A 16,008-nucleotide genomic window follows, 5' to 3' on the forward strand; every position below is an offset into this window, starting at 1 on the left:
CGGGGCAGGTCGTGCGACGGCGTAAGAGCGGCATAGGCATCGCACTCGTCACCGCTGCCGTGCTGGTGGGCACGAGTGCCTGCGGCGGGGGCGGGGGCGGCAGCGACAAGGCCGGCGGGGACGACGCGAAGGCGTCGGGCACCCCGCGCGCGAGTGCCAGCGCGTCACCGACGAAACCCGCGGGTCCGCCCATGCTGCTGGAGACGATCACCCCGCAGACGGGCGCCACCGTCGGTGTGGCCATGCCGGTCTCGGTGGTCTTCACGAACCCGGTGGCGGCGAAGGCCCGGGCCGCGGTGGAGAAGCACATGCGGGTGAGCGCCTCGCAGCCGGTGGTCGGCGCCTGGCACTGGTTCGGTGACCAGCGCGCCGACTGGCGGCCGCAGAACTACTGGCCCTCGGGTACGAAGGTGAAGGTCGACGTCGACATGAAGGGCGTCAGCAACGGCAACGGACGCTATGGCGTACGCAGCTACACGCACTCCTTCACCATCGGCGACGACGTACGCGCGGACGTCTCGGTGACCGGCCACACCATGAAGGTGACCCGGAACAGCAAGCCGGTGCGCACCCTGTCGATCAACGCGGGCAGCGCCCAGTACCCGACGTGGAACGGCACGATGGCCGTCATCGACAAGCAGGAGAAGGTCCACATGACCTCCTGCAGCGTCCACATCAGCTGCGACAAGGGCAGTTCCAACTACTACGACCTGACACTGCCCTGGGACGTCCACCTGACCCAGTCCGGTACGTACGTGCACTACTCGACCGGCGACCCCAACCCGGGCAGCGGCAGCGCTCGTGGCTCGCACGGCTGCGTCCACCTGTCCCTGTCGGACGCCAAGTGGTTCTACGGCCAGGTCAAGCAGGGCGACCCGATCACCATCACCGGCTCGCCCCGCGCCAAGGCCTCGGCCGACAACGGCTACGCCTCCTTCAACCTGCCGTGGGACCAGTGGCTCGTGGGCAGCGCGTCCGGGCAGCAGACCACCGCCTCGTTGTGAGGCCCCGCGGTGGCGGTGACGGCACGGTGGACACACCCGCGGTGTGCTTCCCGAACAGCCGTGCCGTCACCGCCGCCGCGTCACGGCCGGCCGAGGTCCGCGCGCAGGTCGAGTCCCATGGGGTTGTCGAGCGGGATGTCGCCCTCCCATAGCACGGCACGGGTCAGGGGGCGCAGCAGCCGCAGGAGTTCGTCGGTCTCCTCGGCGTCGAGCGCGTCGTAGGCGGTCGCCGCCAGCCGGTCGGTACGTTCCTCGACCTCGGCGGTGAGCTGTCGTCCGCGCCGGGACAGCCGCCCGTCCTCGATCAGCCCTCTCCCGGTCAGCCTGTCGCGTATCGCGGTCCACTCGGCGTCGTCGAACTCGCGGGCCACCGTGTAGACCTCGCGCGGGATCCCCCGTGCGGTGGCCTGCAGGACGTGCGATTCACGGCCGCCGATCCCGGCGGCGGCCAGGGCCGCGACATGGCCGTCGCCGCGGTGTTCCCGAAGAAGCGTCGCGGCCTGCCACAGCCGGGCGAGGGGTTCCTCGGGCACCGGCAGGGAGCGGTTGGCAGCGAAGAGCGCCCGGCCTTCGAGCGGGGCCGACCGGGCGGCACGCGTCGCGAGCCGTGCCGCCCGGGCCACCTCCGCGCCGTCGGCCGCGGGCCCGAACGCCCGGGCGAGCGCCCGTACGGATCCCCGTAGCCGCGCGCGCAGAGCCTCGTCGGGCGGGGCGAAGCTCCACGCGGCGGGCACGGCCCGGCTCACCCGCTCGTAGGCGAAGTTGTAGAACAGCGCGTGCACGACGTCGGCGCCCGCCTGCCCCAGCGGGGCGGCCCGGCCGGCGAAGTAGCCCATCCAGTAGCCGCGGTAACCCGCCGTCCTGAACTCCTCCACCGGCTCCGGGGCGAAGTACACGACGGCGTGGATCGGTTCGAGCAGCCGCCACAGGTCACGGGCGACGTCGGTCCGGTCCGGCATCGATGCTGGCGTTGTCATGTCACCGTTCTACGCCTCGTGCGCGGGTGGTGTCCCGCGCACGGCGTGATCGGGGCTGCCGGTCCGCTGCCGGTCCGCTGCCGGATCGCCTCCCGGGCGGGGCTACCAGTAATGTCGGCGGCCGCCGACGGCGTGACCGGCCGTTCCCAGAATCCAGAGAATGACACCGACGATGAGGAGAATGATCCCGATCGTCCACAGGATCGAAATTCCCGTCAGGAAACCGACGACGAGGAGAATGATGCCGAGGATGAGCATGGTGTCCACCCTTTCGCTTGACGCTGCACAACAGGGGTAGGTGGTGATGACGGCCCGCGACCTTATCGGTCGCAGCTCAAAGGAGCATCTCCATGATTCTCATCCTTGGCCTGATCATTCTGGCTCTTGCCGTCATCGTCGGATTGGCGGGAGTGTTCGGCAATATCGGTGCCGGACACGGTCTCGGAACCGGCGGCGACTTCTCGGTTTTCGGCTACCACGCGACTTCCTCGACCGGGTCCCTCTTTCTGAGCGGAATAATCGTGGGAGCCGTGGGCGTCCTGGGCCTGGCCCTGGTCGCGATCGGCGTCCGCCGGTCGGCCCGTCGCTCCGCACGCCCCCGACGAGTACCCCGTATGTCCCGCAGTAAGAGCTCCGAACAAAAGTGGGGTCCGATCAGCGGGCGGTGTCCGGTGCGTGCGATCGCAAGGCGCCGGAAGGTCCTTGTAGCGGAGCTACCAGGGCCTTTCGGCAACGCGGCGAGGGTGCGTGCCGGACACCGCCCGCCGGGCCCCACTTTTGTTCGGAGCTCTTAGGGCGTGTCCGGCGGACCATGCCGCAGGCGGCCGGTCCGGACGCCTGGCCGCGCACCCCGCCGACGGCCGATCCACATGCCACGCCGGACGGCAAGCCGGGCGACCCGTACGGGTGACCTCGTTGCGCCGGTCCGCGCACACTTAGTACGCGAACCACGCAAAGTTATTTGATGATCACGGTACGGAGACGGGCGGACCGGCCGTCCGCTCCGCGCCGGAGGTGATCAGGTGTCAGGAAGGTTTCTGCGTCTGGCCTGTACGGCGGCGGTGGCCGCCCAGCTCGCCCTCGTACCCCAGCCCGCGTTGGCCACGCCCGGCCCCGACACGCGTTCCGTCGCCGAGCTGTTGACGGACCTTCAGCAGCTATACCGGGCGACGGAGAAGGCCACCGAGACCTACAACGCCACCGAGGAGCAGCTGAGGAAGCAGCGCACCCGGGCCGGCCGGCTGGACGCCGAGCTGGACCGGGCGCGGCTGTCGCTGGACGAGAGCAGGAGCGAGGCGGCACGGCTGGCCCGTCAGCAGTACCAGGGCAGCACCGGCATCTCCCCGTACCTGCGGCTGCTGCTCGCCCGCGACCCGCAGCACGCGCTCGACGAGGGCCATGTGATCGGGCGGCTGGCCCGCGAGCGGACGGAGACGGTGGGGCGGCTGACCGGGAACGAGCGCAGAAGCCGTGAGCTGGCCCGCAGGGCCCGTTCCGCCTTCGACACCCAGCGTACCCTCACCGAGCGGCGCAGGAAGGACCGCGACGACGTGCACGGCCGGCTCGCGGCGGTCGAGAAGCTGATCGCCTCGCTCAGCGCCGAACAGCTTTCCGCGCTGGCCGAGTTCGAGCAGGCCGGGATCGCGAAGGCGCAGGACGAGCTGATCGCCTCGGGCGCGCTAGGCACCGGCGTCGAGCGGACGCCGACGCAGGAGGGCGAGGACGCGGTGCGCTATGCCGTGCGACAGCTCGGGAAGCCGTACGAGTGGGGGGCGGAGGGCCCGAAGTCGTACGACTGCTCCGGGCTGACCTCGCGGGCCTGGGAGGACGCCGGGACGGTGATCCCGCGGACCAGCCAGGAGCAGTGGGCTCGGCTGCCCCGGATCCCGCTCACCGAGCTGCGCCCCGGCGACCTCGTCGTCTACTTCCCGGAGGCGACCCATGTGGCGATGTATCTGGGCCACGGCATGGTGGTCCAGGCACCCCGGCCCGGCGCGCGGGTGAAGATCTCCCCGCTGGCCGCCAACCCGGTGCTCGGCGCCGTACGACCCGATCCCGAGGGCCGGCCGCTGCCGCGCTACACGCCGCCGGAGCTCCCCGCCCACGCCCTCGACGGCACGGACGCCGGCTACGCCCCGGCGACGGCCCCGCGGCCTGCCGCACCGAAGCCGTCGGCCTCACAGCCGGCCGCACCACAGCGGTCCGCCGCGCAACCAGCCGTGCCGAAGCCGTCCGTCTCGCAACCGGCCGCACCACAGCGGTCCGCCGCGCAACCGGCCGCACCACAGCGGTCCGCCGCGCAACCGGCCGCACCACAGCGGTCCGTCTCGCAACCGGCCGCACCACAGCGGTCCGCACAGCGGTCTGCCGTCCGGCAGCCTTCCGCACCGCGGTCTGCCGCATCGCGGCCGTCCGTCCCGTAGGCGGGCGAGCGCGGCCGCCAGAGGTGGTGCTGCCGCAGAGGAGCGGGTCCCCGACAGCGCGTCGGGGACCCGAGACCGGTGGGTCCGCCGGTCAGGCCCCGGCCACCGAGGCCAGGTACGCGCCCGTCTTCTCGGGGTCGTAGAAGAAGTTCTCGAAGTCGGCCGGGTCGTCGAAGGCGTTGGCGAAGCGGTCGGCGACCGGCTGGAGCTGGCCGGCGGCGCCGATGAGGTTGAGGATGTGCTCCGGCGGCGGCGCGAGCATCGCGTTGGTCCACTTGGTGACGTGCTGGGCGGTGTTCCAGTAGCGGTCGAAGGCCGACTGCATCCACATCTCGTCGAACGGCTTGTCCTCGTGCTCGAGGATCGCGGCGAGATACGCGGCCGCGCACTTGGACGCCGAGTTGGAACCCTGGCCGGTGATCGGGTCGTTGGCGACGACCACGTCGGCGACGCCCAGGACCAGGCCACCGCCGGGGAGGCGGCCGATGGGGTTGCGGACGGTCGGGGCGTACCGGCCGGCGAGCGTGCCGCCCGCGTCGGTGAGCTCGACCCCGGTGGCCCGCGCGTGCTCCCAGGGCGTGAACTTCTCCATCAGCGCCAGGGTCAGGGCGAGGTGCTCGGCCGGGTCCTTGACGCCCGCGAAGGCGTCGAGCGGGCCGCCGGGGATGCCCTCCCAGAACAGGATGTCCGCGCGACCGGAGGTGGTCAGCGTCGGCATGACGAACAGCTCGCCGACGCCGGGGACCAGGTTGCAGCGGACCGCGTCGAACTCCGGGTGCTCCGGGCGCGGGCCCAGACCGTGGACGTACGACACGGCGAGGGCGCGCTGCGGCGTGCTGTAGGGGGAGCGGGAGGCGTCCCGGCCGAACATCGACACGAGTTCGCCCTTGCCCGCCGAGACGAGGACGAGGTCGTAGGCGCGGGAGAAGTAGTCGAGGTCGCCGACCGCCACCCCGTGGATGACCAACTGGCCGCCGCGCTGGACGAACGTCTCCATCCAGCCGGCCATCTTCACCCGCTGGTCGACCGACTGGGCGTAGCCGTCCAGCCTGCCCACCCAGTCGATCGCCCGCTGCGAGGGGCCCGGGTCGAACGAGCCGGGGGCCGCGACCGAGACGCCGAGGCCTTCGATCTTCGGGGCCTGGGACTCCCAGAAGTTGAGCTGGAGGTCGCGCTCGTGCTGCAGCGCCGTGTGGAACATGCACTGGGTGGACATGACCCGGCCGGAACGGATCTCGTCCGCGGTCCGGTTGGACATCAGGGTGACCTCGTACCCGTGCGACTGGAGTCCGAGGGCGAGCTGGAGACCGGACTGGCCGGCTCCGACGACGAGTATCTTCCGCATGCGAGTGGTGGCTCCTCTATCACGACTGCTCAGGACTCGGGACGCACGGAACCGGTGTCGGTGCCGTTCGATACTGCGCACAGCGGCCGGACGGCGGGACCGCCGGGGGCCGGCCGTCGGGCCGCGAAGAACTGCTCGGGGACTGCCCGGGGAACTGCCCGGGACCTCTGGGGCTGTTCGGACCGCTCGGGACCGCTCGGGACCGCTCGGGGTTACTCGGGGGTTTCGGCGAGTGCGTGGCCCACCAGCGCCAGCAGGGTCTCGATCGCCGACACCCGCCGACGCGCGTCCATGATCAGCACGGGGATGTGCTCGGCGATCGTCAACGCCTCCCGGACGTCTTCGGGTTCAAAGTTCTCCGTGTCGTCGAAGTGGTTGACCGCGACGACGTACGGCAGCCCGCAGCTCTCGAAGTAGTCCAGCGCCGGGAAGCAGTCCTTCAGGCGACGGGTGTCGGCCAGGACGACCGCGCCGATCGCGCCCCGCACCAGGTCGTCCCACATGAACCAGAACCGCTGCTGGCCCGGCGTGCCGAACAGGTAGAGCACCAGGTCGTCGTCGAGCGTGATGCGGCCGAAGTCCATGGCCACGGTGGTGGTGAGCTTGCCGGGCGTGTCGGTGAGGTCGTCGGTCTCCTCGCTCGCCTCGGTCATCAGCGCCTCCGTCTGGAGGGGCGTGATCTCCGAGACGGCGGTGACCAGCGTGGTCTTGCCGACCCCGAAGCCGCCCGCGATCACGATCTTCGTCGCGATCGGGGCGCGGGTCCGGTCCGTCTGCCAGGGTTGCGACGGTTCGTCGGGCTCGACGAACGAGGTGACGCCAGAGGCGGCGGCGTCAGAGACGACGGAGTCCACTCAGCACCCTTTCCAGCAGAGCGCGGTCAGGCCGGCCGACGCCGTGACCGGTTCCGGTTCCGTACACACGGATCTTTCCCTGGTCCGCGAGGTCGCTCAGCAGGACCCGGACCACACCGAGCGGCATGCTCAGCAGTGCGGCGATCTCGGCCACCGTGCGCATCCGGCGGCACAGTTCGACGATGGCCAGCATCTCCGGCATGACCCGGGCGCTGAGCGGCCCTGCCCCGAGGCTCAGCGCGTGCGGGGTGCCGCTCGTCAGTTCCTTGCGCTCCTGCGCGGCCTCGATCGCGGCGGTGCTCGCCACGAACGTCTCGACGAGGAGGACATGGCCGAAGCGGGTACGGCCGCCGGTCAGCGAGTAGGGGCGTACGCGGGCCACTTTGCGGTCGCCGCCGCGGACCGGGAGGTGCGACCGGGAGTCGCGGACCGGGAGATGCGGCCTGGAGTTACGCGGCGTGGTGCTCATCGGACACTTCCCGTCGGCTCGCCTTCCAGGGATTTACGCAGCTCGCTGCGGAGTTCGGGGGTCAGGACGTGCCCGGCCCGGCCGACGAAGAGCGCCATGTGGTACGCCACCACGCTCATGTCGCACTCCGCGCCTCCGTGGACACCGAGCAGCGAGCCGTCGCTGATCGACATCACGAACAGGCTGCCCTCCTCCATGGCGACCATGGAGTGCTTGACCGGGCCGAAGTCCATCAGCTTGGCGGCGCCGACGGTGAGGCTGCCGATGCCGGAGACGATGGTGGCGAGGTCGGCGGAGGAACCGCGTGGTCCCTTGGGCCTGTCGTCGAAGGCCTCGCGGGCCTCGGCGATGCGGCCGGGGTCGGAGGACAGCAGCAGCAGGCCGTCGGAGGAGACCACCGCGACCGACAGGATGCCTGGCACCTCCTCCACGAGGTTCGTCAGCAGCCAGTGCAGGTTCCGGGCCTCACTGCTCAGGCCGAAGGTACTGGTGGCGGTCAACTGCTTGCCTCCTCGACTGTGCCCCCCGTGGCGTCATCGCCAACTGCGTTCCGTGCGGGTGTCGCTGGTGTTGCAGGTGTTGCAGGTGTAGCCGGTGTCGCTGGTGCTGCTGATCGGGCAGGCACTGCCGGTCGGGCAGGCGCTGCCGGTTCCGCGGGTCGCGCGGTCGCCGTGGTCGGGACCTCGTTGCGGTCCGTCTGCTCCGCGATCTCCGCCGCCACCTCACGGTGACCGGCCTCCGCCCCCCGGCGGAAGCCACCGAGGCGGCGACGCAGCGCCTCGGCGTCGACGGATCCGCTGCGCTGCCTCGGTTCCGAGGCGGGCGCGGTGACCTTCGGGGTGCGCTTGGGCAGCCCCTTGCTGGTGACAGGCTCCTCGGTCTCGTCCGGGGTGCGCTGGTGGCTGTCGGGGCCGATGGCGTAAGGATCGACGGTGGGCGCGGCCTGGACGGCGGGCGCGGCGGGCGCCGGCCGCTCGGGAGCCGGTGTCGGCTCCGGTTCGGTCGCGGGAGCCGGGATGAACAGCTCCATCGTGGTCTCGGCGAGGGACTCGGCGGGCGTGCCGGGCCGCGCCCGCGCGGGAACCTGCGCGGGCTCCTCCGCCGGGGCGAGCGGCGCGGCGGCCTCCGGAGCGGCGGCCTCCGGTACGTCCGTGCCGGGTGCGTCCGTCGCCGGCGCGTCCGTCTGCGGTACGTCCGCCTTCGGTACGTCCGTCTCGTCGTCCGTGGCGGCTCGTACCGCCTGCTCCGCCAGGGTCACCAGCGGGTCCGGGCCGGTCGAACGACCGTGCAGGACGTTGGAGTTGGCCTCCGCGGCGGCGCCCGGCAGCGTGTAGCCCTGCGCACCGCCGGCCGACGACCTGGCGGGCGGGACGGCGGCCGACGGGGCCGCGGCGAACAGGGTCTGCGGGAGGGCCACCACGGCCGCGATGCCGCCCTGCTTCTGCGCCCGCAGCTGCACGCGCACGTTGTACCGGTGGGCCAGCCGGGCCACGACGTACAGGCCGAGCCCGAGGCCGTCCTCGCCCTCCTGGTCGTAGGGGGACGCCGGGTCGAAGTCGGCGAGCCGGGCGTTGAGGCGGGTCAGCCGTTCCTCGGTGGTGCCGATGCCCTCGTCCTGGACGGAGAGCATGACCTCGCCGTTCTCCAGGAGCCAGGCGGAGACCTCCACGGGCACGTCCGGCGGGGAGAACGAGGTGGCGTTCTCCATGAGTTCGGCCAGCAGGTGCGAGAGGTCGTCGGCCGCGTAGCCGGCGACGTGCGCGTGCGGCGGCACCGTGGCGATGCGGACGCGCTCGTAGCGCTCGATCTCGCTGACCGCCGCCCGTACGACGTCGACGAGCGGGACGGGCCCGGCGTGCTGCTGGACGTGTTCGGTGCCGGCCAGCACCAGGAGGTTCTCGCTGTGCCGGCGCATGACCGTGGCGAAGTGGTCGAGCTTGAAGAGGGTGGCCAGCCGGTCCGGGTCCTGCTCGCGCTCCTCCAGGCCCTCGATGACCGCGAGCTGCCGCTCGACGAGGCCGAGGGTGCGCAGCGCGAGGTTGACGAAGGAGCCGCCGATGCTGGTGCGCAGCCGCTCCAGCTGGGCGGCGGAGCCGGTGAGCTCGGAGCGCAGCTCCTCGCGGGCGTCCGCCATCTTCTGGCGCTGGCCGACGAGGTGCTTGCGGTCGGTCTCCAGGGTGGTGATGCGCTCCTGGAGGGCGACCGCGTGCGCGTGCAGGGCGTTGACGGACCGCACGACCTGGGCGAACTCGTCGTTGCGGCCGATGAACTTGACGGGTTCCTCGGCGGCGGGGTCCGCCGCCGCCGCCAGCCGGGCCGAGCCGCGGCGCAGCGCCGACAGCGGCCGGGTCAGGGAGCGTGCCATGCCGGTGGCGATACCGACGGCGACCAGCATCAGCACGCCGAGCGCGGCGACGCGGATCTCCAGCGCGGTGACGTCGTCGTCGCGCAGCAGACCCAGGTCCTTGGTGCGGTGGTCGTAGAGCGAGGACTCCGCGCCGCGCATCAGCTCGACCCGGGCGGTGAGCGCCGCGTCGAGCTTCTTGACGCTGGTGGCGAGCTCGCTGTCGGACAGCTCGGGCTGATCGGTGAGACGGGCGAGGTACTTGTCGGCGGAGTCGACCTCGGGGCCTGTGACCGTCGAGTCGTAGGTGTCGACGGTGGCCTTCGGCGCGGTCTCGTGGAAGTCGGCGAGAGCCGCGTCGGAGCGCAACCGGGCCTGCTGGGCGGCGGCGGTGAGGGCGTCGCGCTGCTTGGTGTCGGCGCCGGAGGAGACCGGGACCTTCTCCGTCAGGCCGGTGGCGGGGTTGTAGACCGACTCGGTGCCGGTCGGCACGTTCAGCGCGGCCAGCAGCAGCCCGCGGGCCGCCGCGGCCTGCTGGACGGCGGAGTCGAGCTCGGCGAGGGCGTGGGCGCCGGCACCCGCGCGGGTGGGCATCCGGTCGGCGAGGCGCTCGGCGAGACGGTGGAGTTCGGTGATGGCGGCGGAGTACGCACCGTGCGTTTCGAGAGCACTGCTCTTGCCGGTGAGCGCCGCTCTGCGTACGGCCGCGACGTCGTCGAGGTCCGCGCGCAGCGAGGCGGGCACGTCCGGATCGGCGCGCAGTTCCTCCAGCAGGCGGTCGACCCGGGCGCTGCGGTCCTCGGCGGGCGCCTTGGACTTGGGCCGCCCGGCGGCGACATAGGAGGTGATCTCGTCCCGCTCGTCGGCGAGCGAGTGGGCCAGCACCAGGGCGTCCTGGGTCTGGCCGGCCAGCGTCACCAGATCCTGGGAGTCCTTGAGCCGACCCGAGGCGGCCAGCACCGACGGGGCTCCGGCCGCGGCGATGGCCGCGGCCACGACGGCCACCGCGACGATCAGCCGGTTACGTACGTGGGTGGGACGGCCCTTGCCGACGGAGGAGCTCTGCGCGCCCCCTTCGGAGGCCGACTTCTTGTCTGCGCGCCGAGGCCGCGTCTTCTGCACCGGTGCTCGCATTCCTGACTCGTGTACCCATGGGTCCGGATGACGTTCCGTCAATCGGCTCGTACAACCTCCCCCGCATTCTCGGCTTCACCCGAGCAGGGGGGCACCCCTCAATCGGCTCCCGACCCTCCCAGTGCCGGTGGGCGACGGTCCGGCATCACCTGACCCGCCACCCGAAGGAGTGAACATCGGAGGGGAGTTGGTGGGCAAGTTTCCCCGGCGCCCGCGACAGCCGTGCGTGGTGGGCCGGTTGGACGTGGGCGGCGGGCTTTGGCAGTATTCGCCGCCGCACCTTCCCGGAGTATGCCATTCCACCCCAAACCAGGCGGCCGACCTGCGCTGGTGCGCCGATCCGGCGGCCGATGCCGCCCTTTCGCGCAAGTTGTGAAGAGGTGGTGCAGACTGGCTGAATGCGTACGGAACTTGTCTCGGAGCCTGGTCAACACGACCGCCCCAACGAGGACTTCGCGAGCATCGGACTACCCGCAACCGGGCGAGGCGGCGCACTCGTCGTCCTGGACGGCGTGACACCACCACGGAGCGCGACGGGCTGTCTGCATTCGGTCCCCTGGTACACGGCACGCCTCGGGGGTGCCCTGACCGAAATGATCATTTCCCTCACCGATGTCCCGCTGACCGGGATTCTCGCCCGCGCCATCACCCGTACCGCCTCGGCCCACGCGGGCACCTGTGACCTTTCTCACCCGCGTACGCCGCAGGCAACCGTGGTCCTCGCCCGCTGGTCGCCGGAGACGGTCGCGTACCTGGTGCTCTCCGACTCGGCGCTGCTGCTCCGGTCCCCGGACGGGACGGTCACCCCGGTCCTGGACGACCGCATCGCCAGGCTGCCGCGCGCCTCGCTCGCCACCGACGCGGTGGTGGACGCGACCGTCCGCAACAAGGAGGGCGGCTTCTTCACCGCGGCGGCCGACCCGTCCGTGGCCGTCCGCGCCGTGACCGGCACCGTGCCCCGCGCCGAGGTCGGCGCGCTGGCCGCGCTGACGGACGGCGCGACGCGCTGGGTGGAGACGTTCCGGGAGGGCGACTGGACGGACTGCCTCACCCTCGTACGGAAGGAGGGGCCCCGAGCCCTGGTGGACCGGGTGCGGCTGCTGGAGAGCACGGACAGTGACCGCCGCTTCCTGGGTCGCGCCAAGACGCACGACGACGCGACGGTCGCGTACGTGGAGTTCTAGGCGGTCGCCGGGCGGAGCGCGGGGCGGAGCGCGGGGCGGGCGCCCGGCCCCCGGGGAGGGGCGGCCGTCAGCGCTCCATGCCTTGGTTGAGCTGCTGGAGCAGTCGGGCCAGCTCGGCGACCTCGCCGCGGTCCCAGTGCGCGAGCTGGTTCACGTACCGCACCCTGCGGGCCTCGCGCACCTTGCCGACCCTGCTGCGGCCCTCCGGGGTGAGGTCCACCAGCCAGGCACGGCCGTCCGCCGGGTCGGGCTCGCGGGCGACCAGGCCGAGCTCCTCCAGGGCGCGCAGCTGACGGGACATGGTGGCCTTGCCGACACCGATGTAGCCGGCGAGTTCCGTGGCGCGCAGCCGTCCGCACTCCTCCAGCCGTACGAGGAGTCCGTAGGCGGCGGGTTCGAGGTCCGGGTGGACCTCGCGGGCCATCTCGCCCTGGCTGGCCCTGGCACGCCGCAACAGCACCGTCAACTCGCGCTCCAGGGACAGGAACTCCTGGTCCACACCAATTCGCGACGTCTGCGCGTCATCTCGACGCGCGTTGCCGTTTCCGCGCTCGTGCACGTCAGCACCCCTGATCCGGTTTCCCGATCCTGAAAGTTATCGCCAGAATCCGCCATCGCCGCAGCTCCGTCAGTATTTCGCAGGCGTAGACCAACGGCGTCATCCGGACCCCCTTCCCAGTACCTCTTCTACGTGCGTAGCGTCTTCGTCAGGCAACGCATGGCATGCCCACGCCACAACTGTGGGTGATCCGGCCCCTCCCCCGCACCACCAAGCCTCGGAGGCACGTCATGCCCGTGCACAGACCCGGCTCCGTCCCCCCGCGCGCCGCCACCGCCGCCGTCGCGCTCCTGCTCGCCGCCCTCTCCCTCACCGTTCCCGTCTCCGCCGAAGCGGCCGACGTCCCGGCCCGCGGCTCCGCCCGCATGGGCATCGGCGTCCTCGCCCACGACGGCTCGGACGGCTCCCCCGCGCCCGGCGTCGCCACCCAGACGGAGGGCGTGGACGTCTCCGGCTACCAGGGCAACGTCGCCTGGTCGACCCTGTGGAGCAGCGGGATCAAGTGGGCGTACACCAAGGCCACGGAAGGCACGTACTACACGAACCCGTACTTCGCGCAGCAGTACAACGGCTCCTACAACGTCGGCATGATCCGCGGCGCGTACCACTTCGCCACCCCCGACACCACCAGCGGCGCCGCCCAGGCCGACTACTTCGTCGACCACGGCGGCGGCTGGTCCAAGGACGGCAAGACACTGCCGGGCACCCTCGACATCGAGTGGAACCCCTACGGCGCCGCCTGCTACGGCAAGACGACCGGCGCGATGGTGAGCTGGATCGCGGACTTCCTGAACACCTACAAGGCCCGCACCGGCCGGGACGCCGTGATCTACACGGCCACCAGCTGGTGGACCCAGTGCACCGGCGACTACGGCGGCTTCGCCTCGGCCGATCCGCTGTGGATCGCCCGGTACGCCTCGGAGGCCGGGACGCTGCCGTCCGGCTGGCCGTACTACACGATGTGGCAGTACACGTCGTCCGGCCCGACGGTCGGCGACCACGACAAGTTCAACGGTGCCCTGGACCGGGTGGTCGCGCTCGCCAACGGCTGACCCGCACCCGGCGCCCGCACGCGCACAGGGCGAAGGCCCGGGTCCCCCTCACGGTGACCCGGGCCCTTCCCGTCCGGTGGCCGCCGACCGGCGGCGGTCTCACGCCGCCACCGGCACCTCCTGCGACGCGCCGCTCACGGCCGGCGCCAGCGCCAGTTCCAGGACCTGACGGACGTCGGTGACGGCGTGGACGTCGAGCCGGTCCAGCACCTCCGCCGGGACGTCGTCCAGGTCGGGCTCGTTGCGCTTGGGGATGATCACCGTGGTGACCCCCGCCCGGTGCGCGGCGAGCAGCTTCTGCTTCACCCCGCCGATCGGCAGCACCCGTCCGGTCAGCGAGACCTCGCCGGTCATCGCCACGTCCGTACGGACCAGCCGGCCGGACAGCAGCGACGCGAGGGCCGTCGTCATCGTGACGCCTGCGCTCGGGCCGTCCTTGGGGACCGCGCCCGCCGGGAAGTGGATGTGCACGCCCCGGTCCTTCAGGTCTGCGACCGGCAGTTCCAGCTCGGCGCCGTGCGAGCGCAGGAAGCTCAGCGCGATCTGCGCCGACTCCTTCATCACGTCGCCCAGCTGACCGGTGAGGGTCAGACCGGCCGCGCCCGTCTCCGGGTCGGCCAGCGACGCCTCGACGAACAGGACGTCGCCGCCCGCGCCGGTGACCGCGAGCCCGGTGGCGACACCGGGGACGGCCGTACGGCGCTCGGCCGGGTCCTGCGCGGACTCGGGCACATGGTGCGGCCGGCCGATCAGTGCGCGCAGGTCGCCGTCGGTGACGGTGAGCGGAAGCTCCCGCTCGCCCAGCTCGTGCTGGGCCGCGACCTTGCGCAGCAGCCGGGCCAGGGACCGCTCCAGGGTGCGTACGCCCGCCTCGCGGGTGTACTCGCCGGCGAGCTTGCGCAGCGCGCTCTCGTCCAGGGCCACCTCGTCGGCGCCGAGTCCGGCCCGCTCCAGCTGGCGCGGCAGCAGGTGGTCCCGGGCGATGACGACCTTCTCGTCCTCGGTGTAGCCGTCCAGGCGGACCAGCTCCATCCGGTCCAGCAGCGCCTCGGGGATGGCTTCGAGCACGTTGGCGGTGGCCAGGAACACCACGTCGGAGAGGTCGAGTTCGACCTCCAGGTAGTGGTCGCGGAAGGTGTGGTTCTGGGCCGGGTCGAGGACTTCGAGCAGGGCCGCGGCCGGGTCGCCGCGGAAGTCGGAGCCCACCTTGTCGATCTCGTCCAGCAGGACCACCGGGTTCATGGACCCGGCCTCCTTGACGGCCCGCACGATCCGGCCGGGCAGCGCGCCGACGTACGTACGCCGGTGGCCGCGGATCTCGGCCTCGTCCCGCACGCCGCCGAGGGCGACCCGGACGAACTTGCGGCCCATGGCGTGCGCGACGGACTCGCCGAGCGAGGTCTTTCCGACGCCGGGCGGCCCGACGAGCGCGAGCACGGCGCCACCGCGCCGGCCGCCGATGACACCCAGGCCACGGTCCGTACGGCGCTTGCGCACCGCCAGGTACTCGGTGATCCGCTCCTTCACGTCGTCCAGACCGGCGTGCTCGGCGTCCAGGACCGCCTTGGCGCCCTGGATGTCGTAGGCGTCCTCGGTCCGCTCGTTCCAGGGGAGTTCGAGGACGGTGTCCAGCCAGGTGCGGATCCAGGAACCCTCGGGCGACTGGTCGCTGGACCGCTCCAGCTTGTCGACCTCCTTCAGGGCCGCCTCGCGGACCTTCTCGGGGAGGTCGGCGGCCTCGACCCGGGCGCGGTAGTCGTCGGACTCCTCGCCCTCCTTCTCGCCGTTCAGCTCCCGCAGCTCCTTGCGCACGGCCTCCAGCTGGCGCCGCAGCAGGAACTCGCGCTGCTGCTTGTCGACACCCTCCTGGACGTCCTTCGCGATCGTCTCGGCCACGTCCTGCTCGGCGAGGTGGTCGCGAAGCTGCTGGGTGGCGAGCTTCAGCCGGGCCACCGGGTCGGTGGTCTCCAGCAGCTCCACCTTCTGCTCGGTGGTCAGGAACGGCGAGTAGCCGGAGTTGTCGGCGAGCGCGGAGACGTCGTCGATGGCCTGCACCCGGTCCACGACCTGCCAGGCGCCGCGCTTGCGCAGCCAGGCGGTGGCCAGCGCCTTGTACTCCTTGACCAGTTCGGTGACGTGGCCGGGCAGCGGCTCGGGCGCACTCTCGTCGATGCGCGTCGCCTCGACCCACAGGGCCGCGCCCGGTCCGGTGGTGCCGGCACCGATGCGCACGCGGCCACGACCGCGGATCAGCGCGCCCGGGTCGCCGTCGGCCAGCCGTCCCACCTGCTCGACGGTGCCGAGCACACCGGTGGCCGCGTACGCCCCGTCGATCCTCGGCACCAGCAGCACCTTGGGCTTGCCGGGCTCCGAGCGTGCGGCGGCCTGGGCGGCCTCCACCGCGGCCCGCACGTCGGCGTCGTTCAGATCCAGCGGCACCACCATCCCGGGCAGCACGACCTCGTCGTCGAGCGGCAGCACAGGCAGAGTGAGCGATGTGAACGCACTGGACTCAGCAGCCATGATCTCCCCTTCGGCAGTCAAGTTGAGCTATGCCGACTCAATGCACCTGAGCCCCCGAATGTTCCCCACCGGCTGTTCGCTCTGAGCGATCGCCCCTGCCGCAACGGGTGACACCCGGCACAACACCGCCGACCCCCGTC

General features: G+C 71.9%; 12 protein-coding genes and 1 pseudogene. 4 read left to right on the forward strand and 9 right to left on the reverse strand.

The window, feature by feature from the left end; translation table 11 throughout:
• Positions 1 to 11 precede the first annotated feature (11 nt).
• Positions 12 to 1,004 (forward strand): L,D-transpeptidase, encoded by a 993-nt coding sequence (locus ACWC24_RS05160; protein ID WP_450661465.1) that lies wholly within the window; start codon positions 12 to 14, stop codon positions 1,002 to 1,004.
• A gap of 80 nt (positions 1,005 to 1,084) precedes the next feature.
• Here ACWC24_RS05160 and ACWC24_RS05165 read toward each other — a convergent pair whose 3' ends face one another.
• The gene (locus ACWC24_RS05165) at positions 1,085 to 1,981 is read right to left on the reverse strand and encodes an SCO6745 family protein (protein ID WP_450661466.1); all 897 of its coding nucleotides are present in this window, start codon (positions 1,979 to 1,981) and stop codon (positions 1,085 to 1,087) included.
• Positions 1,982 to 2,083: 102 nt separating this feature from the next.
• On the reverse strand, positions 2,084 to 2,239 hold the full coding sequence (locus ACWC24_RS05170; protein ID WP_450661467.1) for a DUF6131 family protein: 156 nt from the start codon (positions 2,237 to 2,239) through the stop codon (positions 2,084 to 2,086).
• Positions 2,240 to 3,003: 764 nt separating this feature from the next.
• On the opposite strand from ACWC24_RS05170, the pseudogene ACWC24_RS05175 reads away from it, so the two are divergent.
• Positions 3,004 to 4,158 (forward strand): annotated as a pseudogene (locus tag ACWC24_RS05175) (NlpC/P60 family protein); the annotation flags it as partial.
• A gap of 337 nt (positions 4,159 to 4,495) precedes the next feature.
• Here the strand turns inward: ACWC24_RS05175 and ACWC24_RS05180 are convergent.
• The 5 genes from ACWC24_RS05180 to ACWC24_RS05200 form a co-directional block, all read right to left on the reverse strand.
• Positions 4,496 to 5,749, reverse strand: coding sequence for a styrene monooxygenase/indole monooxygenase family protein (locus tag ACWC24_RS05180; RefSeq protein ID WP_450661468.1), 1,254 nt, complete (start codon positions 5,747 to 5,749; stop codon positions 4,496 to 4,498).
• Positions 5,750 to 5,961: 212 nt separating this feature from the next.
• Positions 5,962 to 6,603: a GTP-binding protein gene (locus ACWC24_RS05185; RefSeq protein WP_450661469.1), complete on the reverse strand. Its 642-nt coding sequence runs from the start codon at positions 6,601 to 6,603 to the stop codon at positions 5,962 to 5,964.
• Positions 6,584 to 7,072: a DUF742 domain-containing protein gene (locus ACWC24_RS05190; protein WP_450661470.1), complete on the reverse strand. Its 489-nt coding sequence runs from the start codon at positions 7,070 to 7,072 to the stop codon at positions 6,584 to 6,586. The genes ACWC24_RS05185 and ACWC24_RS05190 overlap by 20 nt, the downstream gene beginning before the upstream one ends.
• Positions 7,069 to 7,572 (reverse strand): roadblock/LC7 domain-containing protein, encoded by a 504-nt coding sequence (locus tag ACWC24_RS05195; protein WP_450661471.1) that lies wholly within the window; start codon positions 7,570 to 7,572, stop codon positions 7,069 to 7,071. The genes ACWC24_RS05190 and ACWC24_RS05195 overlap by 4 nt, the downstream gene beginning before the upstream one ends.
• Positions 7,569 to 10,538, reverse strand: a complete 2,970-nt coding sequence (locus ACWC24_RS05200) for a nitrate- and nitrite sensing domain-containing protein (protein WP_450661472.1) — start codon at positions 10,536 to 10,538, stop codon at positions 7,569 to 7,571. The genes ACWC24_RS05195 and ACWC24_RS05200 overlap by 4 nt, the downstream gene beginning before the upstream one ends.
• 410 nt (positions 10,539 to 10,948) lie before the next feature.
• Here ACWC24_RS05200 and ACWC24_RS05205 point away from each other — a divergent pair, with 410 nt between their 5' ends.
• Positions 10,949 to 11,734 (forward strand): protein phosphatase 2C domain-containing protein, encoded by a 786-nt coding sequence (locus ACWC24_RS05205; RefSeq protein ID WP_450661473.1) that lies wholly within the window; start codon positions 10,949 to 10,951, stop codon positions 11,732 to 11,734.
• Positions 11,735 to 11,801: 67 nt separating this feature from the next.
• On the opposite strand, the gene ACWC24_RS05210 is transcribed toward ACWC24_RS05205, so the two are convergent.
• Entirely contained in the window at positions 11,802 to 12,293 is a 492-nt protein-coding gene (locus ACWC24_RS05210) for a MarR family winged helix-turn-helix transcriptional regulator (protein WP_450661474.1), read from the reverse strand.
• 230 nt (positions 12,294 to 12,523) lie between these two features.
• On the opposite strand from ACWC24_RS05210, the gene ACWC24_RS05215 reads away from it, so the two are divergent.
• On the forward strand, positions 12,524 to 13,345 hold the full coding sequence (locus tag ACWC24_RS05215) for a lysozyme (protein WP_450661475.1): 822 nt from the start codon (positions 12,524 to 12,526) through the stop codon (positions 13,343 to 13,345).
• A 99-nt stretch (positions 13,346 to 13,444) separates the two neighbouring features.
• On the opposite strand, the gene lon is transcribed toward ACWC24_RS05215, so the two are convergent.
• Positions 13,445 to 15,868 carry an endopeptidase La gene (gene lon / locus ACWC24_RS05220; RefSeq protein ID WP_450661476.1) on the reverse strand — a complete coding sequence of 808 codons (2,424 nt, stop codon included), beginning with the start codon at positions 15,866 to 15,868 and terminating at the stop codon, positions 13,445 to 13,447.
• Positions 15,869 to 16,008: the final 140 nt, after the last annotated feature.

It is taken from the genome of Streptomyces sp. NPDC001443 (genome assembly GCF_053597355.1).

What these genes read in the sequence shown, in the direction of transcription:
- ACWC24_RS05165 (WP_450661466.1), bottom strand. Translation starts at nt 1,981, where the DNA reads ATGACAACGCCAGCATCGATGCCGGACCGGACCGACGTCGCCCGTGAC.
- ACWC24_RS05170 (WP_450661467.1), bottom strand. Translation starts at nt 2,239, where the DNA reads ATGCTCATCCTCGGCATCATTCTCCTCGTCGTCGGTTTCCTGACGGGA.
- ACWC24_RS05180 (WP_450661468.1), bottom strand. Translation starts at nt 5,749, where the DNA reads ATGCGGAAGATACTCGTCGTCGGAGCCGGCCAGTCCGGTCTCCAGCTC.
- ACWC24_RS05190 (WP_450661470.1), bottom strand. Translation starts at nt 7,072, where the DNA reads ATGAGCACCACGCCGCGTAACTCCAGGCCGCATCTCCCGGTCCGCGAC.
- ACWC24_RS05205 (WP_450661473.1), top strand. Translation starts at nt 10,949, where the DNA reads ATGCGTACGGAACTTGTCTCGGAGCCTGGTCAACACGACCGCCCCAAC.
- ACWC24_RS05215 (WP_450661475.1), top strand. Translation starts at nt 12,524, where the DNA reads ATGCCCGTGCACAGACCCGGCTCCGTCCCCCCGCGCGCCGCCACCGCC.
- lon (WP_450661476.1), bottom strand. Translation starts at nt 15,868, where the DNA reads ATGGCTGCTGAGTCCAGTGCGTTCACATCGCTCACTCTGCCTGTGCTG.